Annotated in this window: 17 protein-coding genes and 1 CRISPR repeat array; all 17 genes read left to right on the plus strand. The window is 45.6% G+C overall.

What is annotated here, in order from left to right; all coding sequences use genetic code 11:
- Positions 1-43: 43 nt before the first annotated feature.
- Positions 44-310, plus strand: coding sequence for a 30S ribosomal protein S15 (gene rpsO / locus DW739_RS12500; RefSeq protein WP_022358577.1), 267 nt, complete (start codon positions 44-46; stop codon positions 308-310).
- A gap of 216 nt (positions 311-526) precedes the next feature.
- Complete coding sequence (locus DW739_RS12505) at positions 527-2,626, plus strand: polyribonucleotide nucleotidyltransferase (RefSeq protein WP_118743147.1); 2,100 nt, start codon at positions 527-529, stop codon at positions 2,624-2,626.
- A gap of 165 nt (positions 2,627-2,791) precedes the next feature.
- The gene (locus DW739_RS12510) at positions 2,792-3,463 is read left to right on the plus strand and encodes an ABC transporter ATP-binding protein (protein WP_118695792.1); all 672 of its coding nucleotides are present in this window, start codon (positions 2,792-2,794) and stop codon (positions 3,461-3,463) included.
- A 65-nt stretch (positions 3,464-3,528) separates the two neighbouring features.
- Positions 3,529-5,352: a zinc ribbon domain-containing protein gene (locus tag DW739_RS12515; protein WP_118743148.1), complete on the plus strand. Its 1,824-nt coding sequence runs from the start codon at positions 3,529-3,531 to the stop codon at positions 5,350-5,352.
- A gap of 10 nt (positions 5,353-5,362) precedes the next feature.
- Positions 5,363-6,556 (plus strand): ABC transporter permease, encoded by a 1,194-nt coding sequence (locus DW739_RS12520; protein WP_118743149.1) that lies wholly within the window; start codon positions 5,363-5,365, stop codon positions 6,554-6,556.
- Between the two features lie 3 nt (positions 6,557-6,559).
- A complete protein-coding gene (locus DW739_RS12525) occupies positions 6,560-7,669 on the plus strand; it encodes an ABC transporter permease (RefSeq protein WP_118743150.1) in 1,110 nt (369 codons plus the stop codon).
- A 371-nt stretch (positions 7,670-8,040) separates the two neighbouring features.
- Positions 8,041-9,396 (plus strand): magnesium transporter, encoded by a 1,356-nt coding sequence (mgtE, locus tag DW739_RS12530; protein ID WP_118467208.1) that lies wholly within the window; start codon positions 8,041-8,043, stop codon positions 9,394-9,396.
- Between the two features lie 162 nt (positions 9,397-9,558).
- Positions 9,559-11,016: a glutamate--tRNA ligase gene (gltX, locus tag DW739_RS12535; RefSeq protein ID WP_118743178.1), complete on the plus strand. Its 1,458-nt coding sequence runs from the start codon at positions 9,559-9,561 to the stop codon at positions 11,014-11,016.
- Positions 11,017-11,297: 281 nt separating this feature from the next.
- Positions 11,298-13,130, plus strand: coding sequence for an ATP-dependent helicase (locus tag DW739_RS12540; protein WP_118743151.1), 1,833 nt, complete (start codon positions 11,298-11,300; stop codon positions 13,128-13,130).
- A gap of 74 nt (positions 13,131-13,204) precedes the next feature.
- On the plus strand, positions 13,205-13,423 hold the full coding sequence (locus tag DW739_RS12545; protein ID WP_118684671.1) for a hypothetical protein: 219 nt from the start codon (positions 13,205-13,207) through the stop codon (positions 13,421-13,423).
- Positions 13,424-13,896: 473 nt separating this feature from the next.
- Entirely contained in the window at positions 13,897-18,006 is a 4,110-nt protein-coding gene (cas9, locus tag DW739_RS12550; RefSeq protein ID WP_243023777.1) for a type II CRISPR RNA-guided endonuclease Cas9, read from the plus strand.
- Positions 18,003-18,875 (plus strand): type II CRISPR-associated endonuclease Cas1, encoded by an 873-nt coding sequence (gene cas1, locus DW739_RS12555; protein WP_118743152.1) that lies wholly within the window; start codon positions 18,003-18,005, stop codon positions 18,873-18,875. The genes cas9 and cas1 overlap by 4 nt, the downstream gene beginning before the upstream one ends.
- A 4-nt stretch (positions 18,876-18,879) precedes the next feature.
- On the plus strand, positions 18,880-19,185 hold the full coding sequence (gene cas2 / locus DW739_RS12560; protein WP_118684667.1) for a CRISPR-associated endonuclease Cas2: 306 nt from the start codon (positions 18,880-18,882) through the stop codon (positions 19,183-19,185).
- Positions 19,182-19,850, plus strand: coding sequence for a type II-A CRISPR-associated protein Csn2 (gene csn2 / locus DW739_RS12565; protein WP_118743153.1), 669 nt, complete (start codon positions 19,182-19,184; stop codon positions 19,848-19,850). Before cas2 ends, csn2 begins: the two co-directional genes overlap by 4 nt.
- Before the next feature lie 96 nt (positions 19,851-19,946).
- Positions 19,947-21,231: a CRISPR direct-repeat array (repeat unit 36 nt; unit sequence GTTTGAGAACCATGTAAGTTTGTAAGGATCTAAAAC).
- Positions 21,232-21,360: 129 nt separating this feature from the next.
- On the plus strand, positions 21,361-21,906 hold the full coding sequence (locus DW739_RS12570; protein WP_118743154.1) for a Uma2 family endonuclease: 546 nt from the start codon (positions 21,361-21,363) through the stop codon (positions 21,904-21,906).
- Positions 21,907-22,176: 270 nt separating this feature from the next.
- Positions 22,177-23,457, plus strand: a complete 1,281-nt coding sequence (locus DW739_RS12575) for a 2-hydroxyacyl-CoA dehydratase family protein (RefSeq protein WP_118684663.1) — start codon at positions 22,177-22,179, stop codon at positions 23,455-23,457.
- Positions 23,454-25,163 carry an acyl-CoA dehydratase activase gene (locus tag DW739_RS12580; protein WP_118743155.1) on the plus strand — a complete coding sequence of 570 codons (1,710 nt, stop codon included), beginning with the start codon at positions 23,454-23,456 and terminating at the stop codon, positions 25,161-25,163. Before DW739_RS12575 ends, DW739_RS12580 begins: the two co-directional genes overlap by 4 nt.
- Positions 25,164-25,169 lie beyond the last annotated feature (6 nt).

The following is a 25,169-nucleotide window of genomic DNA, read 5'->3' on the forward strand; positions in this document are numbered from 1 at the left end:
AAACTTAGCATACGGTAAGAATAATTTTAAGGAGGAAATCACAATGATTTCAAAGGAAAAGAAAGCAGCTATTATCGAACAGTACGGAAGAAAAGCAGGCGATACAGGTTCACCGGAGGTTCAGATCGCAATTCTGACCGCTAGAATCGCTGAGCTTACAGAGCATTTAAAATCCAATCAGAAGGATCATCATTCCCGCCGCGGACTTCTGAAGATGGTAGGACAGAGACGTGGTCTTCTGGATTACTTAAAGAAATCCGATCTGGAAGGATACCGTGCACTGATCGAGAAGTTAGGCATCAGAAAGTAATTAAGATTAAAACGTATAGGGTGGAGCAATCCACCCTAGTTGTTTATGTAGAAGAAAAGTCCGAGACCGCTGCTGTACCCGTAAAGCAGAAAAACATATTTGCGGGCAGAGCAGTAGTTTCGGTATTACTTTTCACAGAAAGGCACTTTTGGAACCGAAAGCGGCGTATGAGAATGTGAAGGTTCTTCTGCAAAACAAGATGAAAGGAGATATGAGATGTACAAGAGTTTTTCGATGGAACTGGCTGGCAGAACTTTAACAGTGGATGTTGGCCGTGTAGCAGCTCAGGCAAATGGTGCTGCATTTATGCATTATGGAGATACAACCGTATTATCAACCGCGACAGCTTCTGACAAGCCGCGTGACGGTATTGATTTCTTCCCGTTAAGCGTTGAGTTTGAGGAGAAGATGTATTCGGTCGGAAAGATTCCGGGCGGATTTAACAAGAGAGAGGGAAAGGCATCTGAGAACGCAGTTCTGACTGCACGTGTTATCGACCGTCCGATGCGTCCACTGTTCCCGAAGGATTACCGCAACGATGTTACCTTAAATAACCTCGTATTATCCGTTGACCAGGACTGCAGCCCGGAGTATACCGCAATGTTAGGTTCTGCAATCGCAACCTGCATTTCCGATATCCCGTTTGATGGTCCGTGTGCGACCACCCAGATCGGCATGATCGACGGCGAGTTTATCGTAAACCCGACCAACGCACAGAAGAAAGTATCTGATATGGCTCTGACCGTTGCTTCCACCCGCGAGAAGGTTATCATGATCGAGGCTGGCGCAAAGGAAGTTCCGGAGAACATCATGATCGATGCGATCTTCAAGGCACACGAAGTAAACCAGGAGATCATCAAATTCATCGACACCATCGTAGCAGAGTGCGGCAAGCCGAAACATTCCTACGAGAGCTGTGCAGTTCCGGAAGAGCTGTTTACAGCGATTCGTGAGCTGGTTCCGCAGGAAGAGATGGAAGAGGCTGTATTTACAGACGAGAAACAGAAGAGAGAAGAGAATATCCGCGCAATCACCGAGCGCCTGGAAGAGGCATTTGCTGATAACGAGGAGTGGCTGGCTGTTCTGGGTGAGGCTGTATATCAGTACCAGAAGAAGACTGTCCGCAAGATGATCCTCAAAGATCACAAGCGTCCGGATGGCCGCGGTATCACCGAGATCCGTCCGCTGGCAGCAGAGATCGACATTCTGCCGCGTGTACACGGTTCCGGTATGTTCACCCGTGGACAGACACAGATTTTAAATATCTGTACACTGGCTCCGCTGTCCGAGGCACAGAAGATCGACGGACTGGATGAGAACGAGACATCCAAGAGATATATGCACCATTACAACTTCCCGTCCTACTCCGTAGGCGAAACCAAACCGTCCAGAGGACCGGGACGCCGTGAGATCGGTCATGGTGCGTTGGCGGAGCGTGCGCTTGTGCCGGTACTTCCGACTGCGGAAGAGTTCCCGTATGCAATCCGTACCGTATCTGAGACGATGGAATCCAATGGTTCTACCTCCCAGGCAAGTATCTGTGCATCCACTCTGTCCCTGATGGCAGCAGGTGTACCGATCAAAGCTCCGGTAGCTGGTATTTCCTGCGGTCTGGTAACAGGCGACACCGATGATGATTACATCGTTCTGACCGATATCCAGGGTCTGGAAGACTTCTTCGGCGATATGGACTTCAAGGTAGGCGGTACTCACAAGGGTATTACTTCCATCCAGATGGATATCAAGATCCACGGTCTGACCCGCCCGATCATCGAGGAGGCAATCGCTAAGACGAGAGAGGCAAGACTCTACATTCTGGATGAAGTTATGGCGCCGGTTATCTCCGAGCCGAGAAAGACCGTCAGCCAGTATGCTCCGAAGATCGTTCAGATCTCCATCGATCCGCAGAAGATCGGCGATGTAGTCGGCAAACAGGGCAAGGTAATCAACAAGATCATCGAGCAGACCGGCGTTAAGATCGATATCGAGGATGACGGAAGCGTATCTGTATGCGGCACCGATCAGGCAATGATCGACAAGGCAGTTTCCATCATCAAGGGCATCGTGACCGACATCGAGCCGGGTCAGATTCTGACAGGTACCGTTGTCCGTATCATGAATTTTGGTGCATTCGTAGAGCTGGCTCCGAACAAAGATGGTATGGTTCATATTTCCAAGCTTTCGGACAAGCGCGTAGCGAAGGTAGAGGATGTTGTCAACATCGGCGATGAAGTTACTGTAAAGGTAATCGAGGTCGATAAGATGGGTCGTATCAACCTGAGCATGAAACCAGGCGATCTGGCTGAAAATAAATAATAAATAGATTGCAAATGCACACGATGTGCTGCAATCATCCATCATAAAATCAATGTGCCTGCATCACTGCGGCGCAGACCAGATAAAGTAAGGAATGCTGCAAGGCAGAGAAGCGGTTCGCTTCTGCTTTGCGGTGTTCCTTTTTACTTTACAAAGAGGAAAAATATGTTAGAGGTAACAGGGATAGAAAAACGGTACCGCGGAAGGACGATCCTAAAAGATGTCTCTTTTCGGGCAAATCCAGGGGAATGCATCGGGATTGTCGGCGGAAATGGATGCGGCAAGACGACGCTGCTCTCGATCCTCGCGGGGATCCGCAAGCCGAATCGGGGGAGTATTCGGATTGACGGGCAGGAGGCGCTTGGAAGACATCGTCTATTAGAAGAAAAAATCGCCTATGTGCCTCAGGAAAATCCATTGATCCCGGAGCTGACGGCATTTGATAATTACCGTCTCTGGTTCCGGGGAAAACGGCGGGAGATGGAGCGGGATCTGGAATGCGGCGTCGGTCATGTGCTGGGTGTGGATCGATTCTTGAAAACGCAGGCGGGACGGCTTTCAGGCGGAGAGAAAAAGAGGCTGAGCATCGCGGCGGCACTCTCCGGACGCGCGGATATCCTGATTCTCGATGAACCGGGGGCAGCGCTTGACCTGGAGGCAAAGGAGCAGATCCTGACTTATATCAGGAGCTATGTGAAAGCAGGGGGGACAGTTCTTTTGACGTCCCATGAGATGGGAGAGATAGGGGCGTGTACAACCCTGTATGTATTAAAGGGCGGTGTGCTGGTTCCGACGGAGGCAGGGCTTTCGGCGCGGGAGCTGATACAGAGGTTTTAAGGTTACTGGGCACGTATGCGTGAACAGTAACGTTTTAAGAGTGAGAAAACAGGAGGAGGTACAAGGTGAAAGAGGGAAACAACACAAACAACACAAACAATGCAAACAATACAAACATGTCAAGCAATTCAACCCCGCTAAACCCGGCAGAGGCAGCGGCGCAGGCGCTTACGGCCGCATCTGACACAGCGGATGGAACCAGTGCAGGCGGATCCGCTGGTGCTGGCGGCGGAATCGGTGGAAATGCTGCAGGCGGCAGTGACGGTGGCAGAACGGGCGGAAATGGTTCTGGCAGGAAGAAATGGCTCATTTCAGCCGGAGCAGCCGCAGCGGTGGCCGTGGTCGGCGGCGGTGTGATGCTCAGCCATCAGGCAGACCCGAAGGACACAGTGATCGATGCGTTCAAGAGCATCACGGCGGAAGGGCAGTTAAATCCGTCTGAGGAGATCTTTGGGACGAAAGAGCTGGAAAAACTTTTACAGAAGGGATCCGCGCAGACGGGGATGGAGTTAAGTATGACAGGTATTTCCGATGAATCCCTGAACCAGATGAGCGGTGCGGGCATCGGTCTGGATGTGAAGCGCGATGTGGACAGCGGACGGCAGCTGCTAAATCTTTCCTTGCAGTATGGCGGAGGAGAATTGGCGGACGCACAGCTTTACATGGATGATACACAGATCATGGCGGCGATTCCGGTACTTTCCAGCCGTATGTTTACCCTTGACTATGCCAATGATCTGGAAGGACAGCTCATTAATTCTCCGTATGCGGCGCAGAAGCTCGAAGAGCAGGGGATTGATATTGAGGGGCTGGCAAATTATCTGGGACAGTACAAGGAAGCGCTTTCGGACGAGGAGCCGATGCTGGATCTGAAAGCACTCTGGAACCGCTACAAAGAGGGAAGCAAGGCGATTGATGACCTCAAAGCGGCTATGACCGTCACTGAGAATGACAAAAAAGAGTTTACCATCGACGGACAGAGCGAGAACTGCCGCGGTTACCATGTGACTCTGCCGAAGGATGCGCTGATCAGCTTTGCAAAGACGACGAGAGAATTTTTCCTGAACGATGAGACGCTCAAGCAGGATGTGGTGCGCTATCTGGAACTGGCAGGCGGCGCAAGCGGCATCTATGCAGCGGACGGGGACGGAGAGAGCGTGGATCCGGAGGAACAGCAGAAGGAACTCTGGGCCCAGGCGGAAGCGGTGCTGGACAATCTGGTAGAGGAAATGGAAAATACCATCGGGGATGTGACGATGGATGTCTATGTGAGAAAAGACGGCAAAATGGCTGGATTTTCCTACGAGACGGATGCAACGGTTGAGGAAGAAAATGTCCGTTTTTATGGTGATATTTCCTTTGGCGGCGGTTACAACATGCTGTCGAATGTGAATGGGGCGTTAAATATTGAGGATTCGGACGGTCAGATTATCACGGTTTCCCTGGATAAAACAGGCGCTTACGAGGCTGGAAAGAGCTGGAGTGGTCAGGTAATTGCGACCCTGGAAGATGACGAAGAGAAATACCAGTTTATCCTGGATGGCGATTATCAGATCGCGGACGGCAGCTATGAGGTAAAGCTGGATTTGCAGAGTAACGGTGCGTCTCAGGCGTCGCTCACGGCGAATGGCGCGGTCAGCGACCTTTCAAAGGGCGAGAGCGTCCATATCGATATGGATTCCCTGCGTCTGGAAACTACATTGTTAAATGGAAGCAGTTCTTATGTTGAATTTGCCGGTTCCTATTATGTCAACCCGCTGGAGGATGAGATCGCGCAGCCGGACGGCGTTCCATTTGATGTGCTGGCTTCCTCCGAGGAGGATTATAACCAGGTCACAACGGAGATAACAGGCAACCTGTTCGCAATTCTCCTGAAAGTCATGTCATAGGCGGCGGAAAATGCGAACATATATGATATATCTGCTGCTGACCGGAAAGCGCCTGCTCCGCCAGCTGCCGTATTTTCTGGCAGGGCTGGCGGTGATGGTGCTGCTCGTCGGCATGGCGGCGTTTTCGGCATCTAAGGTTTTATATGGGGAAACTTCATTAAAGAAAATCGAGGTGGGCGTGGTGCTTCCGGAGGACGATGCGCTTTCGGAAAAGATAACCAAAATGATTGCCTCGCTGGACAGCGTGGAAAGTCTCTGCGACTTTTCATATCTGGAACACGATGAAGCGTTCCAAAAGATGAAAAGCGGGGAGCTTCAGGCGGTTTTCGAGGTGCCGTCCGGCATGGCGCGCGGCATTTTGGACGGTACGAACCAGCCCGCCACGATCTGGTTTCCGGATGAGAGCGGGCTGGAAGGCACCGTTTTCAGGGAGCTGGCAGAGTCGGGCAGTTCGATGCTTGGCACTTCGCAGGCGGCGATCTACGCGGCAAATGAATGTTTAAATATCCAGGGAGTGCCGGAACAGATTCCGGTGTCTGAACAGGATTTGAACCGTATCTTTTTAAAATATGCGATGAACCGGGAGGCACTTTTCCGGAAGAAAACGGTCAGCGCGGCGGGGGATGTATCGACGGCGGTCTTTTATGGAATTTCGGGGATTGTATTTCTGATGATTCTTACCGGAATCCCGGCAGCGCCGTTTCTGGCGCCCCAGACGGAGGCGCTGGAACAGGGGCTTCGGCGTATCGGGATCCGGCGGTGGTATCCGCTTTTCTGCAAATGCTTGTGCATGACGCTTCTTCTGATGGCAGTCACGGCGGGCGGCTATGGCTGGGCGGTGCAGAAGGGATATGCGCTGGCGGGGCGGGAAGAACTGGCGGCGTGGGGGCTGACCTGCGCGGCAGTTTCGGCGTGGATTCTGCTGTTTTATGAGGTGTGCAGAAGTTCGGCAGCGGCGATTTTGACGTTGTTTGCGGTTAATGTGGTATTTCTCTTTCTGGCGGGCGGCATCATCCCGTCCGTCTTTCTGCCGGAGCTGGTTCAGAAAGTCGGAAATATGACGGTGACGGTGCTCTGGATGGATGGAATCCGCTTTATTGCTTCGGGCGAGGAGACAGGGGCGGTTCCGGTGCTGTGGAAACTGGCTGCGGCGGCATTGGCATGCTTTGCACTGGCGCTTGCCGCCGGAAAAAGGAGGGATTGACGGATGCGGAAGCTGGCGTGGTGGTTCTGTATGTTTGGAATGACGCTGCGGCGGGCTCTTTACCGCCCGGTGTTCCTCCTGTTTCTTCTGATCTTTCCATTGGGAATGGGCGCGCTCCATCAGGTGGAAAAACGGGATTCCGGGCGGATCGCGGTGGCGCTCTGCCCGGGAACGGATGCGTGGAATCAGGCGCTTGCAGAAAGACTGGAATCGGAAGAGAGCCGTTCATTTTTCTTTTATCCGTGCGGGACGGAGGAAGAGGCAAAGGAGGCGGTTATGACCGGACGGGCGGAGTGCGCCTACCTGTTTCCAGAGGGATTAAAAGAACGGCTGGACGAGGGGCATTATACCCGTGCGGTCCGCGTGCTGGTGTCGCCGTCCACAGTGGCAGAGAAAATTATATCAGAAAAGATATTTTCTGAACTGTTCGAGGTGTATGGGCGGGAACTGCTGGCGGACTATGGGAAAAATGGAGCGGCATTCCAGACGGTGATGGCGCGCTGCCAGACGACGGAGGCGCGGGAAAAGGCGTGCGGCGTGCTGATGGAACTTTATGAAAAATACCGCAGCAACGGAAGCACCTTTACCTTTGATTATCAGACCTTACAGGGAGGAACGGCACTGCAGACAGGGGCGATGAAGGTGGTCTTTCCAGTGCGCGGGCTGACGGCGGTTTTCCTTTTTATCATGGGGCTGGCGGCAGCTGTCATGGCGGGCGAGGATGCAGAGCGTGGGCTTTATGCGGCGGTTCGGAGCCGGGAGCGGTGGCTGCTGCAGACGGCGGAGATCGCGGCGTTTGTCTTTTTAGCATCCATTTCGGCCTATGCGGCGCTTCTGGCGTCGGGAAATGGGGCAGAGCCGCTTTTAGAGGCGGGAAAGCTGCTTTTTTATCTCTTCTTCGTGACCATGTATGCCTTTGGATGCCTGGCAGTCTGCCGGAAGCCGGGATTTCTGGCGGCGCTGATTCCGGTGTTTATCCTTGCGAGCCTCCTGCTCTGTCCGATCTTTTTTGACGCTTCGCTCTTTTTGCCGGGAGCCGCGGGTGTGCGAAAGCTGCTGCCGCCGTGGTGGTATCTGAGCGGCATTTTCGGTTCCAAAAGTGCCTACCCGTGAACAATTACTTTTTTACAACGTTTTTTTGGATAACTTCGATAAAAAGATTGCTATTTTTTCATTCAATTATTATAATAAAAAGAGACATCCGGTATCGAGCATCAATCTGCCGGATGTTTTCATGCGAGAAAATCAGGAGAGGAGTGAACACAATGGAAAGCCGGAGTCATAAGGCGGAATCAGACGGCAGCTACCCAGAACCGAAGGCAGCGTACACATGCATTTGCAGGAATGACAGCTGCAAACAGCGGATTCCTTGTGTACACTGCCGCATCTGTGGATAAGTTTCCGGCATTCTGCCTGTGTGCAGGAGCAGGAAGGGAGCAGCCTGTCCGATTTCCAAAATGACAATATTTTGGAAGGAGACGGGAATGTTAGAAGAAGAGAAGAAAGAAGAGCTGCTGGCTCTGCTGTCCGGGAAGAAGTACCGGGAGCTGAAAAGCCAGCTGGTCGAGATGAATGAGGTGGATATTGCCTCATTTATCGAAGAATTGGATTCAGAGAAGACGGTCGTTGTATTCCGTATGCTGCCGAAAGAGCTGGCATCGGAGGTATTTGCCTGTCTGGAAGTCGAACAGCAGCAGCATATCATTACCAGTATTACGGATAATGAGCTGCGTGCCATCATTGACGACCTGTATGTCGATGATGCGGTCGATATGCTGGAGGAGCTGCCGGCGACGATCGTGCGGCGCGTACTTCAGAACTCCAGCCCGGATACGAGAAAACTGATCAACCAGTTCCTCAATTACCCGGAAAACAGCGCCGGAAGCGTCATGACGGCGGAGTACGTGGGACTCAAGAAAAATATGACGGTGGAGCAGGCATTTGATTATATCCGGAAATATGGTGTGGACAAGGAGACGATTTACACCTGCTACGTCATGGATGAAAAACGCCGCTTAGAGGGCGTTGTGACGGTCAAGGATCTTCTGATGAATGATTATGCGGCGCTCATGGGCGATATCATGGATCCGCATGTGATCAAGGCGTATACGACGGAAGACCAGGAAAAGGTCGTGGAGACGTTCAATGAGTACAACCTCTTGAGTTTACCGGTTGTGGACGGCGAAGACCGTCTGGTCGGCATCATCACGGTCGATGATGTCATGGATGTCATGGAGCAGGAGGCGACGGAGGACTTCGAGAAGATGGCGGCGATGCTGCCGAGTGAGAAGCCGTACCTGAAGACGGGCGTGTTCCAGCTTGCGAGAAATCGTATTCCGTGGCTGATGATCCTGATGTTGAGCAGTATGGTGACCGGCGGTATTTTGTTAAAATATGAGAATGCCTTTTCGGTAATTCCGCTTTTGGTTACGTTTATTCCGATGCTGATGGATACGGGCGGAAACTCCGGCAGCCAGGCGAGCACGATGATCATCCGTGGTATGGCGGTCGGCGAGGTAGAACCGGCGGATATTCTGAAAGTTATGTGGAAAGAAATCCGCGTGGGAATGCTCTGTGGACTTTCTCTGGCGCTTGTCAATTTCGTGCGCCTGATGATCCAGTATCCGGGGCAGGTACTCATCTGCCTGACGGTAGTTATCAGCCTGTTCTGCACGGTTATCATCGCGAAGACGATCGGATGTGTGCTTCCGATTGCGGCGAAGACGATCCATCTCGACCCGGCGATCATGGCGTCGCCGATGATCACGACGATCGTGGATGCGTGCAGCCTGATGATTTATTTCCAGCTGGCGTGCCATCTGCTGAATATGAAGGCGTGATATAAATTACCTGCCTGCTGGCCCATGTTTTCGTACGGTCAGCGCAGTAAATGCGCAGACTTACGGAACAGTTACTTTATTTTATAATTCCAATATTTTAATTATTTCTAGGAAAGGAAAAACTGTTTGGAACATAAGCTTCCAGACAGCCGTGTGAAAAGTATGACAAAGATCAGAACCAGATACGCACCGAGCCCGACAGGCAAAATGCATGTAGGAAACTTAAGAACTGCATTATACGCATACCTGATTGCAAAACATGAGGGCGGCGATTTTATCCTACGAATCGAGGATACCGATCAGGAGCGTTTCGTTGAAGGCGCGACCGAGATCATTTACAATACGATGCGCGATACCGGACTGAAGCATGACGAAGGTCCGGACATCGGAGGTCCGGTTGGCCCGTATGTACAGAGCGACCGTCAGAAACAGGGCATCTACATGGAATATGCGAAGAAGCTGATCGATAAAGGCGAAGCTTATTACTGTTTCTGCGATCAGGAACGCTTAAACAGCTTAAAGAGAGAAGTAAACGGCGAAGAGATCATGACCTATGATAAGCACTGCCTGCACCTTTCCAAGGAAGAGGTAGAGGCAAACTTAAAGGCAGGAAAGCCGTTTGTCATCCGTCAGAACAATCCGACCGAGGGAAAGACTACCTTCCACGATGAGATTTACGGGGATATTTCCGTAGATAACTCCGAGCTGGATGATATGGTTTTAATCAAATCGGATGGATTCCCGACCTACAATTTCGCAAATGTGGTGGACGATCATTTACAGCAGATCACCCATGTAGTCCGCGGTAACGAGTACCTGTCTTCTTCACCGAAGTACAATCGTCTGTACGACGCATTCGGATGGGAGGTTCCGGTTTATGTGCACTGCCCGACCATCACGAACGAGGAGCACAAGAAGCTGAGCAAGCGAAGCGGTCATTCTTCCTATCAGGATCTCATCGATCAGGGCTTCGTTTCCGAGGCAGTTGTCAACTTCGTTGCCCTGCTTGGCTGGTCACCGGAAAATAATCAGGAGATTTTCTCCTTAGACGAGCTGGTAAAAGAGTTCAACTACAAGAATATCAGCAAATCTCCGGCTGTTTTCGATATGGTAAAACTGAAATGGATGAACGGCGAATACATCAAGGCGATGGATTTTGATAAGTTCTATGAAATGGCAGAGCCGTACATCAAAAAAGTAATCACCAAGGATCTGGATCTGAAGAAGATCGCGGCGATGGTTAAGACGAGAATCGAGATTTTCCCGGATATTGAGGGACACATCGATTTCTTCGAGACACTGCCGGAGTACGATCCGCAGATGTATGTTCACAAGAAGATGAAGACCAATCTGGAGACATCCTTAAAGGTATTAAAAGATGTTCTGCCGATTCTGGAAGCACAGGAAGACTACTCCAACGACGCCCTGTACGCGGCGTTGTCCGAGTATGTATCCAAAGAGGGCGTTAAGACCGGCTTCGTAATGTGGCCGATCCGTACCGCTGTATCCGGCAAGCAGATGACGCCGGCAGGCGCGACCGAGATTATGGAAGTGCTTGGCAAGGAAGAGTCGATCAGCCGTATCAAGAAGGGAATTGAGCTTCTGGAGGCACAGCAGTAGGCTGTCGTAACCGTCGATGTTCGACTTGAAGCAAGTTTGGCTTCGCAGATTAAATCAGTAGGTAGTAAATAAACAACTGCTTTTTCATGTATCGTAGATGCATGAAAAGCAGTGAAAAGGTGCGCTTTGTGAGAAATACATTCCAAGGCGCACTTTTCTTACATTTGTACTTGACAGATTTGCTTCAGATGCGCGGCAGAAGGATGTCTTGCACGTCAAAATGCGAATTTCGAAGCAAATATGCCGAGATATTCTTGAATTGTGGAGTAAGGAAACAGGAAATGGCATTCAGTAAAGCACAGACACAGGCAATCATGCATAAAGATGGTCCCATGATGGTTCTGGCGGGACCGGGATCAGGGAAAACAACGGTGATCACCCATCGGGTCCAGTATCTGACGAAGGAGTACGGAATCGATCCGGGGGATATTCTTGTGATTACCTTTACCCGGGCAGCAGCCGAGGAGATGCGGGAGCGATATGAAGCATTGACCGGCGGCGGATCCAGAGTCACCTTCGGCACGTTTCATTCGATCTTTTTTAGGATCTTAAAGCTGGCATACCGATATACTGCTGACAATATTGTCCGGGAAGAGCAGCAGATGCAGTTTGTCCGGGAGCTGGCTCAGGCCGGAGGTCTGGAGCCGGAGGATGAAAATGAGTTTGCAGCCTCCATTTTAAGTGAGATAAGCTCTGTCAAGGGAGAGAGGATTGCACTGGAACATTACTATTCCAAAAACTGTCCGGATGCAGTTTTCCGTCAGCTCTATGCAGGCTATGAAGAGAAAATGAGCCGGGCCGGACTCATCGATTTCGATGACATGATGGTGCTGTGTCTGGAACTTTTTACGGAAAGAAAAGATATCCTGTCTGCCTGGCAGAGAAGGTATCGGTACATCCTGATCGATGAGTTTCAGGACATCAACCGGCTTCAATATGAGATCGTGCGGATGTTAGCCAAGCCGGAAGATAATCTTTTTATCGTGGGCGATGATGATCAGTCGATTTACCGGTTTCGTGGGGCCAAACCGGAGATTATGCTGGGGTTTGAGCGGGATTATCCGGGTGCCGGACGGATTCTTCTGGATGTGAATTACCGCAGTACCGAGGAGATCGTGGCACCGGCATTGCGGCTGATCGGAGAAAACCAGAAACGTTTTTCAAAGGCCATCCATACAACGGGACGGCATGGGAAGAACGTGATCACGAAGCTCTGGCAGGATCCGGGGGAAGAAAATCTGGCCATTGTCAGGGAGATACAGCTGTATCTGCAGTCGGGAGTGCGGCCGGGGGATATCGCAGTTTTATACCGGACCAATGCTGGTCCTCGTTTTCTGATGGAAAAGCTGATGGAATACAACCTTCCTTTCCGGACAAGGGATACGGTGCCGAACCTCTATGAACACTGGATTTCGCGAAATATCCTGACCTATATCCGGATCGCCATGGGAAGCCGGGCGCGGGAAGATATTTTGCAGGTCATCAACCGTCCGAAGCGGTATATCAGCCGGGATGCGATGCCGGATGAGACGGTTTCGTTCGAGAAGATGAAGGTATTCTATGCGGAGAAAGACTGGATTGCCGAGCGGATCGAGAGTCTGGAAGGGGATCTGCGGGCCATCGCCCGGATGTCACCTCTGGCAGCCGTCAATTATATCCGCCAGGGCATGGGATACGACGAATATCTGATCGAGTATGCGGCATTCCGGCGGATGCGGCCGGAGGAACTTTTAGAGACTGCCGACGAATTAAAAGAAAGTGCGGCGGGTTTCAAGACCTTTGACGAGTGGTTTACACACATCGACGCGTACAAGGAGGAACTGCTCCGGCAGGCGGCGCAGCGGCGGACGGAGACGGATGCGATCACACTCGCGACGATGCACAGCGCCAAGGGGCTGGAATTTCCCATTGTCTATATTCTCGATGCCAATGAGGGCATCACGCCGCACAGCCGCGCGATGCTGGATGAGGATATGGAGGAAGAACGACGTCTGTTCTATGTGGCAATGACGCGTGCAAAGACCCGGCTGCATGTGTATGCGGTGCGGGAGCGGTACCATAAAAAGGCGGAAGTATCGCGGTTTGTGTGGGAGTATCTGGGGCGGGAGTCGTAGAGAAGATATCGGGTGGACGCATTTATCATGAAGCATAACGTATGGAAAAAAGAAAATAGATAGGAGGTGTTTGTATGCCGATTTTGTTTGCAATTATATTTTTAGCAGTTGTTTTTAAGGGCGTTGGCTTGCTCTTGGGCATGTGTGGAAGACTACTTGGTGCTGTTCTGAGCCTGGCAGGATTTATCCTTTCATTGGCAGTAGGAACGCTGGTGTTTGGATTGTCGGCGGTATTTTCAGTGGTGCTGTTGGGAATTGCTGGAGTGTGGCTGGTGGCGAAACTTTTGCTGTAAACGTCGAATGATACAAGATATAAATGAAAAAGAGTGAAAATGAATCCGTTTTTGTACTATGTGTGGAGAAAAAATTCATGCATATGTGTAGAAGCGGATTTTTGCGATATTCTGGTGGAAGAGTTTTCGGAGTGGTATGAGGAAGTGAGGAGTTGTGCGGTGCCGAAAGAGTGAAAAGCAACAAATAAAATACATTAGAAATTAATTGAATTGACATTTTTTACAAATGCAGCTTGAAATATTGATATAGCATATGGTAACATTGAATATATAAAATATGAAAATATTGACGGAAGATTGTTGCTTTGATGGTTTTACAAAAATAAAAAGACTCTTTCGAGCCTTTTTATTGCCGCACAATGCGGGCATACAATTTCGGATAATCCTTATTTGCACTCACCATGTAAGTTTGTAAACTTATGGTAACATAAAGGATAAAAAAGATCAAGGGTATAGAGAAGGAAATAAAGTACATGAAAGAGAAAATGGAATACTATTTAGGTCTTGACATGGGAACCAATTCAGTCGGATGGGCTGTAACAGATAAAGAATATCGTTTGATGCGGGCGAAGGGAAAAGATTTGTGGGGAGTTCGTTTGTTCGAACGTGCTAATACAGCTGAAGAACGGCGGGCATATAGGATTAACCGAAGAAGACGTCAGCGGGAAGTAGCTAGAATTGGAATTTTAAAAGAATTATTTGCCGATGAAATTGCAAAAGTTGATGCTAATTTTTTTGCACGCCTGGACGACAGTAAATATTATCTTGATGATAGACAGGAAAATAATAAACAGAAGTATGCGATATTTGCTGATAAAGATTACACGGACAAAGAGTATTTTAGCCAATATCAGACAATTTTTCATCTGAGAAAAGAACTGATCATGTCAGATCAACCTCATGATGTTCGTCTTATTTATCTGGCGCTGTTAAATATGTTTAAACATAGAGGCCATTTTTTAAATAAAACGTTGGGAACCTCGGAATCATTAGAATCGTTTTTTGATATGTATCAAAGATTAGCTGTATGTGCGGATGGAGAGGGAATCAAACTTCCAGAAACGGTGGATTTAAAGAAATTAGAACAGATACTTGGAGCACGTGGATGCTCTAGAAAGGCAACATTGGAACATATATCTGAAATAATGGGGATTAATAAAAAGAATAAACCAGTTTATAGCCTCATGCAGATGATATGTGGACTTGATACTAAAATGATAGACCTTTTTGGGCAGAAGATTGATGAAGAACACAAAAAAATCTCTCTTTCATTTCGAACGTCCAATTATGAAGAAATGGCAGAGGAAGTCCGTAATATGATAGGGGATGATGCATTTGAACTTATATTGACAGCAAAAGAAATGCATGATTTTGGCTTGCTGGCGGAGATTATGAAAGGATATTCATATTTGTCAGAAGCGCGGGTGGCTGTCTATGAAGAGCATCGAAAGGATTTGGCTAAACTGAAAGCCGTCTTTAAACAATATGACCATAAGGCATATGATGAAATGTTTCGAATCATGAAGAATGGTACTTATAGTGCCTATGTTGGAAGTGTAAATAGTTTCGGTAAAATAGAGAGAAGGACAGTAAAAACTTCCAGAGAAGAATTGTTAAAAAATATAAAGAAAATTTTAACAGGGTTTCCAGAGGATGATGCTACAGTACAGGAATTTTTGGGTAAGATAGATTCGGATACACTTCTCCAAAAACAACTGACAGCTTCTAATGGAGTGATTCCAAATCAGGTACATGCAAAAGAAATGAAGGTCATTTTGAAAAATGCAGAAAAATACCTTCCATTTTTAAGTGAAAGAGATGAAACAGGATTAAGTGTATCAGAAAAAATAATAGCTCTGTTTACATTTACGATCCCGTACTATGTTGGTCCTCTTGGGCAGCAACATTTAGGAAAGGAATGTGCACATGGCTGGGTAGAGCGAAAAGAAAAAGGTACTGTGTATCCATGGAATTTTGAACAAAAGGTTGATTTAAAGGCAAGTGCAGAACATTTTATAGAAAGAATGGTAAAACATTGCACGTATTTATCTGATGAGCAGGCATTGCCAAAACAATCATTGTTGTATGAAAAATTTCAGGTATTGAATGAATTAAACAATTTAAAAATTAGAGGAGAAAAAATATCGGTAGAATTAAAACAGCAGATATATCAGGATGTCTTTGAACATACTGGGAAAAAAGTATCGATGAAGCAGTTGGAAAACTATCTGAAGTTGAACGGCCTGCTTGAAAAAGACGAAAAGGACGCAGTTACAGGAATAGATGGTGGTTTCCATAGTTATTTGTCCTCTTTAGGAAAATTTATAGGAATTTTGGGAGAAGAAGCCCATTATGGTAAAAACCAGAATATGATGGAAAAAATTATATTTTGGGGGACAGTATATGGACAGGATAAAAAATTCCTTCGCGAACGGTTAAGTGAAGTTTATGGAGATAGATTGTCAAAAGAGCAGATTCGTCGTATTACTGGTATGAAATTTGAAGGATGGGGACGACTTTCTAAAGAATTCCTGTTACTGGAGGGGGCTTCTAGAGAAGAAGGGGAGATTCGGACATTGATTCGTTCATTATGGGAGACAAATGAAAATTTGATGGGGCTTTTAAGTGAACGATATACATATAGCGAAGAAGTACGAGAAAAAACGCTTGAGTGTGAGAAGAGCCTTTCTGAATGGACGATTGAAGATTTGGAAGGAATGTATCTGTCAGCACCGGTTAAGCGCATGGTATGGCAGACTTTGTTAATTGTAAAAGAGCTTGAAAAGGTGCTGGGATGTGCTCCACGACGTATTTTTGTGGAGATGGCACGCGAAGATGCGGAGAAAGGAAGGAGAACAGAATCACGAAAGCAGAAATTGCAGAATCTTTATAAAGCAATTAAAAAAGAGGAGATAGACTGGAAAAAAGAGATTGATGAAAAAACAGAGCAGGCATTCCGCAGTAAAAAATTATATTTGTATTACCTGCAGAAGGGGCGCTGTATGTATACGGGCGAGTCTATTCGATTTGAAGATTTGATGAATGATAATTTATATGATATCGATCATATTTATCCGAGACATTTTGTGAAGGATGATAGTTTAGAGCAGAATCTGGTGCTGGTAAAGAAGGAAAAAAATGCACATAAAAGTGATGTATTTCCGATTGAGGTGGATATTCAGAAAAAGATGAGTCCGTTCTGGAAAGAACTGAAAGAAAGAGGTTTTATATCAGAAGAAAAGTATATGCGTTTAACGAGGAGGTATGGCTTTTCGGAAGAGGAAAAAGCAGGTTTTATCAATCGGCAATTGGTGGAAACAAGACAGGGAACAAAGAGTATTACAGAGATATTGGGACAAGCTTTTCCAGATGTGGATATCATATTTTCAAAAGCGTCGAATGTGTCGGAGTTCAGACATATATATGGATTGTATAAGGTTCGCAGTATAAATGATTTTCATCATGCACATGACGCATACTTAAATATAGTGGTTGGAAATACGTATCATGTGAAATTTACGAAAAATCCGTTGAATTTTATTCGGGAAGCAGAAAAGAATCCGCAGAATGCAGAAAATAAATACAATATGAACCGGATGTTCGATTGGACAGTAAAAAGAGGAAATGAAACGGCATGGATAGCAAGTTCCGATAAAGAAGCAGGTAGTATTAAAATTGTAAAGGCTATATTGGCAAAAAATACACCATTAGTTACTAAGAGGTGTGCGGAGGCACATGGAGGAATAACCAGGAAAGCAACTATCTGGAATAAAAACAAAGCTGCTGGCAGCGGATATATTCCGGTTAAGATGAATGATGCAAGACTTTTGGATGTTACAAAATATGGCGGTTTGACATCTGTATCAGCTTCGGGGTACACTTTGCTGGAATATGATGTAAAAGGTAAAAAAATAAGAAGTCTTGAGGCGATTCCAATTTACTTGGGACGAGTGTCTGAATTGACAAATGAGGCGATTTTGAAATATTTTGAAAAGGTGCTGATAGAGGAAAATAAGGGAAAAGAAATAATAGAACTTCGCATTTGTAAGAAGTTTATTCCGAGAGAGTCGTTAGTGCGATATAATGGGTATTACTATTATCTCGGAGGAAAATCAGTGGAACAGATTGTATTGAAAAATGCGACACAGATGGCATATTCAGAAGAAGAAACATGTTATATAAAAAAGATAGAAAAAGCTATAGAAAAAACATATTATGAAGAAGTGGACAAAAATAAAAATGTGATTTTGACAAAAACTAGAAACAATGCAATGTATGATAAATTTATTATAAAATATCAGAATTCAATTTATCAGAATCAAAGTGGTGCAATGAAAAATTCTATTATTGGAAAAAGAAATGAATTTTTAACATTATCATTGGAAAAGCAGTGTAGAATATTGAAGGCACTAGTAGAATATTTTAGGACAGGAGATATTATTGATTTGAGAGAATTAGGAGGTAGTTCACAGGCAGGAAAAGTGGCTATGAACAAGAAAATTATGGGAGCAAGTGAATTAGTGCTAATAAGTCAATCTCCAACAGGTTTATTCCAACAAGAGATTGATTTACTAAAAATATGAGTTGGCGTACTGTTGTAATATCATCCAATGCCAAGCTGGATTACCAGCTTGGCTACATGGTAGTACGAAAGGATGTTACAACAAAAATTCATTTGGGAGAAATTGGAATGCTGATGGTTGAGTCAACATCTGTATCGATTACAGCAGCGTTATTATCCGAATTGGTAAAGCATAAAATTAAAGTGATATTTTGTGATGAAAAACGGAATCCAATTTCAGAGTTAATTCCTTATTATGGGGCACATAATTCTAGTGCAAAGATAAAGAAGCAGATGAGTTGGACGGATGAAAGGAAAACCACTATATGGACTGAAATTGTATATGAAAAGATACATAAGCAGGCAGAATTTTTACAGGAGTTAAGGCGGAAAGAAAGTGAGCTGCTTTATAGTTATCTGAATGAGATAACATTTGGTGATACAACAAATAGAGAGGGTCATGCTGCAAAAGTATATTTTAATGCTGTTTTCGGAAAAAATTTTACCAGAACGGCAGAAAACAATATCAATGCAGCATTGAATTATGGATATAGTATTATTCTATCCCTGTTTAATCGGGAAATTGTGTCAAATGGGTATTTGACACAATTAGGTTTATTTCATGATAATATGTTCAATCCGTTTAATCTGGCTTCTGACTTAATGGAGCCGTTTCGAATTTTGATTGACCGGAAAGTATATCGAATGAAATTAGACGTATTTGAACATGAACAGAAGATGGAATTAGTGAATATCTGTAATCAGGAAGTTGTTATTAATAAAAAAAGAGAATTAGTTAGCCAAGCGGTTAAAATATATTGCCGCAGTATATTTGATGCATTAGAGGAACAAGATGTTTCTTTGATTCGGTTTTATACAAATGAGTTATAGGTATATGAGAATTTTAGTGATGTTTGATCTTCCGGTTATTACAGATACAGATCGAAGAGAATATCGGAAATTTCGGAAATTTTTGATTTTAAATGGATTCCTCATGCTTCAGGAATCTGTATACTGTAAAATTGCACAGAATTCAGTGGTTGCAGATGGCATTGTAGAAAATATAAAGAAAAACAAACCACAAGCTGGATTGGTTCAAATGTTGAAAGTGACAGAAAAGCAATATTCCAAAATGGAGTATATCGTAGGTGAATCGAAATCAGAAGTATTAGATGGTGATGAAAGGCTGATAATTTTATGAAGTTAGTTCATGCGCCGTATCAGTTGAAAATTGATTTTCATGAAAATAAAGTACAGGTATTGGTTCTGGAGCGTGCAGAAACATTTGCGGAACTGGTGGGGGAATTGTTTGCTCAGATTTCTGGGGAAGAAGGGCAGTTTCTACTAGCAGATCAAAAGGAAATGAATTTAGATAAGTGTACAGAAATTGTAGTAAATCCATTTTCATTTGAGATAAATAATCGGAAAAATTTAAATAAACTTTATCAGGAAATGCATATGATTTCACAGGAAGAATACTTTCTTTCAAAGAGTATGCTGAATACGGAAACAGTGCGTTATTTGAATGATATTAGTCAAAAGTTGCCGTATGCAATTCAATTTGTAACAGATTTGAACGAGGTGGAATTATTTAAAATATATGATGTTAAATTGGAAGATAAGTTCAGTTCATTGTTGGAAAAATTGACAGAGTATTTGAAAATATTGGCGCTTTTGAGGAATATTAGACTGGTTGTATTGGTTAATCTAAAAGATTATTTGAGCAGTACCCAGGTGAAGGAACTGTATAAAACAGTATTTTATTATAAAATAAATGTTTTGTTAGTAGAATCTTCACAAAAAGAACGGTTGAACTGTGAAGATTATCATATATTGGATGAGCAGGATTGCCTGATTGAGTTTTAAGTGGTAAAATATACAACGTGGTATTAGAAATATAGGCTTACAGCATATGTCAGTATGTAAAAGTTCGGTGAGAACCGTAAAATTTTTAAATTTGAGGTTTGAGAACCATGTAAGTTTGTAAGGATCTAAAACCTGCCGAATCAAACAGTCCTCCTACAAGTGGTTTGAGAACCATGTAAGTTTGTAAGGATCTAAAACCCATAGGGGGATTAATATGTCACCCAGCACGTTTGAGAACCATGTAAGTTTGTAAGGATCTAAAACATGCTTTTGCTGAATAAACCTGTCCTTGCAGTTTGAGAACCATGTAAGTTTGTAAGGATCTAAAACAGCGTCCTGCCGCTCTCTCCGTTCCAGCAGGTTTGAGAACCATGTAAGTTTGTAAGGATCTAAAACTCGTTCGGAATAAAAAAGGTAAGACGGTAGTTTGAGAACCATGTAAGTTTGTAAGGATCTAAAACTGTCGATTGCAGAGTATAGCAAAGTATAGGTTTGAGAACCATGTAAGTTTGTAAGGATCTAAAACTAACTCTTTTTCGTCACTTTCCCGCCACTTGTTTGAGAACCATGTAAGTTTGTAAGGATCTAAAACTGATTTTACTTGCCATGTAGATGTAAATTGTTTGAGAACCATGTAAGTTTGTAAGGATCTAAAACTTCTTTTACTACTAAAACATCATTAGCTAGTTTGAGAACCATGTAAGTTTGTAAGGATCTAAAACCAAAATACACAAGATAATAATACACAGCACGTTTGAGAACCATGTAAGTTTGTAAGGATCTAAAACGAGGAATTCGACGAAGGCGTCATGTATCGTGTTTGAGAACCATGTAAGTTTGTAAGGATCTAAAACTTAAAAACGGCGGCTACGCCACCGACGTAAGTTTGAGAACCATGTAAGTTTGTAAGGATCTAAAACATTTTCTACAATAGCTCTACAAGTAAGAAGTTTGAGAACCATGTAAGTTTGTAAGGATCTAAAACTTTTAGCACTTAGCCAATCACGCAACATAAGTTTGAGAACCATGTAAGTTTGTAAGGATCTAAAACTTTGCTGGGATTGTTACAAAGGTTTGGGGTGTTTGAGAACCATGTAAGTTTGTAAGGATCTAAAACGATAAAGTTAGGAAAATACGCAGAATCTTTGTTTGAGAACCATGTAAGTTTGTAAGGATCTAAAACGAGCACTCCTAGACAGTCCTACAGCCTTTGGTTTGAGAACCATGTAAGTTTGTAAGGATCTAAAACATCAATGATGAATCATTACCAGATACCAGAGTTTGAGAACCATGTAAGTTTGTAAGGATCTAAAACTATGGAATGTTTAGCGTTTATCGTTGGATTGTTTGAGAACCATGTAAGTTCGTGAAAATCGAAAGCATTTTTAAGAATATAGTAGAGATTCTAAGTCATAAAAAAGATATGTGCAATGTCCAATCATAGGGCGATTAAATGCCTGAAAAATGATAGTATCATTCTCCTTATGAGGATAAATCCAGGAGGAAAACAATGCCATTAGCCAACCAAAAATCTTATACCATAGAAGATATATACAATCTTCCCGAAGGCGCACGCGCCGAATTAATTGATGGTTCTCTTTATATGAGGGCGTCGCCCAGCCGGGTGCATCAGGAGATAGTGGGAGAACTGTTTGGGGTTATAAGGGATTATATCAAGAAGGAAAATGGTTCCTGCAAAACTTATGTGGCGCCGTTTGCTGTCTTTTTAAATCAGGATGATCGAACCTATGTGGAACCGGATATCAGTGTGATATGTGATTCGTCCAAGTTAAATGATAGGGGGTGTCTGGGAGCACCTGATTGGATTATTGAAGTGGTTACACCGGGAAGTCAGCGAATCGATTATATGATTAAGCTGTTTAAATACAGGGCGGCAGGTGTAAAGGAGTATTGGATTGTAGATAAAAGTAAAAACCGGATTATGGTATATAATTTCGAACAGAATGACATGGGTGAATATACGTTTTCCGATATTGTGTCAGCGTGCATTTATGAAAATTTAAAGATTGATTTCTCTGTAATCGATGAGAGTTAACAAGAATAGAATAAATGGTAGATTTTAAAGAATAAGAATGGGCTTGTCACATTAGCAAATATATTTTGCTAAGTGAAAGCCCATTCTTTTTGAAAAGGCGTAAAGTTCTTCCCCCCTCTGTTTCGCGTTTCATATCCGATATATTTACAATTCCCATCCAACTGACTATAATAAAGAATGCCCGTTTGTCTGCAAAGGCGCGGAACCATATCCATCTGCATCAGGGCGATATGACAGAAAAATGAACTTAAAAGAATGGAAGAAAGAACAATGGATGTAATTGAAAAATTTGGAAATAGGGTGAGCAGCCAGGCGCTTAAGGATCCGGAAAAAGCGCGTCGGCTGCTTCTTGCGGGATACCGCCTGCAGGAAAAGAAGCTTCAGTTTTTGCCGGATCGGGGACTGCCGTCGTCGGGACAGTATGTGGCGCGGGTGGTTATGAAAAATATCATTCAGTCGCTGTCGGAACCGGAGAATGCGGCGATGGTCAGCATATTTGTGCCGGGAGAGCTGGTGATGGCGGCAGGGCTGACGCCGTACTCAGTGGAGGCGATGTCCTGTTTTATGGCGGGAACGAAGTGTGAGCAGACGTTTCTTCGGAAAACGGAGGAAGAAGGATTTCCGGAGACGATGTGTTCGTACCACAGGGTGTTTCTGGGGGCGGCGCTGACGGGGATTCTGCCAAAACCGAACTGCATGATTTATACGAACCTTGCGTGTGATGGAAATATGATGACGTTTCCGTATTTAAAGGATAAATTTGAATGTCCAGGCTTTTATATTGATGTTCCGTATGAGAAAAACCGGGAATCGGTTCTGTATGTGGCGGATCAGCTGCGGAAATTGAAACGGTTTCTGGAGGAGACGACGGACAGACGGATTTCGGAGGAAACAGTGCGGAGTGCGGTAGATAACAGCCGGAAAGCGGCGGCGAATTATAAAAAACAGCTTGCCCTGCGGTGTGCGCATGACCCGGTGACCTCTCTGACGAATGAATTGTATGCGCTTTTTATGTGCCATCTGATGGCTGGCTCAGAGACGGCGGTTACCTATACGGAAAAACTTCTGCGCGATGTGCGGATGTCACCGAGGGGAGATGGTCTTTCGGTAATCTGGATGCACATCATGCCATTTTTACAGGAGCCGGTTAAGGATATTTTTAATTATAGTAAGAAAATGCACATCCGCGCTTGTGATTTCATCGCAGATGGTTTTCAGGAGATGCATGCGGAAGACCCGTATGAGGCGATGGCAGAGAAAATGGTCTATTGCATTTACAATGGCAGTGTGAAACAGAGAGTTGAGGAAGCGGAACGGCTTGCCAGGATCACGGAAGCGGATGGTGCTGTTTTATTTGCCCACTGGGGCTGTAAGGGAACGATCGGTGCATCCAGCCTGATTAAGCAGTCCTTAGAAAAGACAGGACTTCCGACGATGATTCTCGACGGTGACGGCTGCAACCCTGCCAATACAAGCGACGGTCAGGTATCGACGCGGCTTCAGGCGTTTGTGGAAATGCTGGAAAAGGGCAAGGAGGAGAAACACGCATGATTTATTACGTCTGTAAGTACACCCCGATTGAGCTGTTCCGGGGGTTTGGAGAAGAATGTTATGTTTTGGAGGAAATGCCGGAAAATTTCGAACAGTCGGATCAGATTGCACATGCAAATCTGTGCGGCTTTGGAAAATCGGTCATTCAGGCAGTGCTGGAAGGAAAGGTTGAACAGCTGGTGCTGGTAAACTGCTGCGATTCGATGCGGCGCGTTTACGATATCGTGGAGAGCACGGGAAAATGTAAGTTTTTATATATGCTGGATCTGCCGCATGATGATAATGAATGTGAAAAAGTGAAATTTGCGGGCACGATCCGGAAGCTTAAAAAGGCATATGAGGCATATTCCGGGAAAGTGTTTGATAAACGCGCTTTTATCAAGTCCTTTATTACGCCGGAAATGAACACGGAGCCGTACATTGGTGTGCTGGGCGTGCGGGTCAGCGGCATTCTGGAGGATATGATCCGGGACAATATCCAGATGGATGTGGAAAATCTGACCTGTACGGGTGGTCGGAAACTGTCGGTCGTACAGGATGAAATGTGGAATATGGAGGAAGAGGAGCTGTTTCTTTCTTACGCGGACGTCCTGCTGGGACAGATGCCGTGTTTCCGCATGAACCGTTCGATCCGCAGAAACCGTCTGTATCTGGATCCGAATTTAAAAGGAATTATTTATCACACGATCAAGTTCTGTGATTATTATGGATTTGAGTATGCGAGTATCAAGCGGGATATCAAGGTTCCGCTCCTTAAGATTGAGACTGATTTTACGAGCCAGAGCGCGGGGCAGCTTTTGACGCGCATTCAGGCATTTGAGGAGACGATCGAGGGATCAGAGGATATGGATCCGGGAAAAGGTATCAGTGAGGAGGCAAGAAAGAAGATGGAGTCGGGCATTTTTTATGTAGCGGGAATCGACAGCGGTTCGACAAGTACGGATGTGGTCATACTGGATCAGGATGGAAAAATTAAATCGACGATGATTATTCCGACCGGCGGCGGTGCGATGATGAGCGCCGAGAAGAGTCTGGATCTGGCGATTGAGAAAGCGGGAATTAAGAAAGAGGAGATCGTGCGGATCGATACGACCGGATATGGACGATCCTACATTGACAGCGGGGATGACAGCATCACGGAGATTACCTGTCATGCCAAGGGCGCAAATTATCTGAATCCGAATGTCCGCACTATCATCGACATTGGCGGGCAGGATATCAAGGCGATCAGCATCGACGGACAGGGAGCCGTGAAAAATTTCCTGATGAATGACAAATGTGCCGCCGGAACGGGACGTTTTCTGGAAATGATGGCGAAAACGCTGGGACTTTCCCTGGAGGAAATGAGTGTGAAAGGGCTGGAATGGAAGCATAATATCGTGATTTCCAGCATGTGTACGGTGTTTGCAGAGTCGGAGGTCGTGTCGCTGGTGGCACAGAATAAGGATGTGGCAGATATTATCCACGGTTTAAATGTGTCAGTTGCCTCAAAAGTCGGCGCGTTGGCAGCCCGCCTTGGAAAGGATCATCCAGGCGAATATATGATGACCGGCGGTGTGGCGAAGAACCAGGGTATCATCCAGGCATTGGAAGAGAAGCTTGGTGCTAAACTTTATATCTGTGATGAGGCGCAGCTCTGCGGTGCGCTGGGAGCGGCGCTATTTGCTTATGAGAAATGTAAAGGCAGTGCGGAGGAAACGCGATGAAGCGGC

The organism is Clostridium sp. AM28-20LB (genome assembly GCF_003480665.1).
Classification (GTDB): Bacteria; Bacillota; Clostridia; order Lachnospirales; family Lachnospiraceae; genus Otoolea; species Otoolea fessa.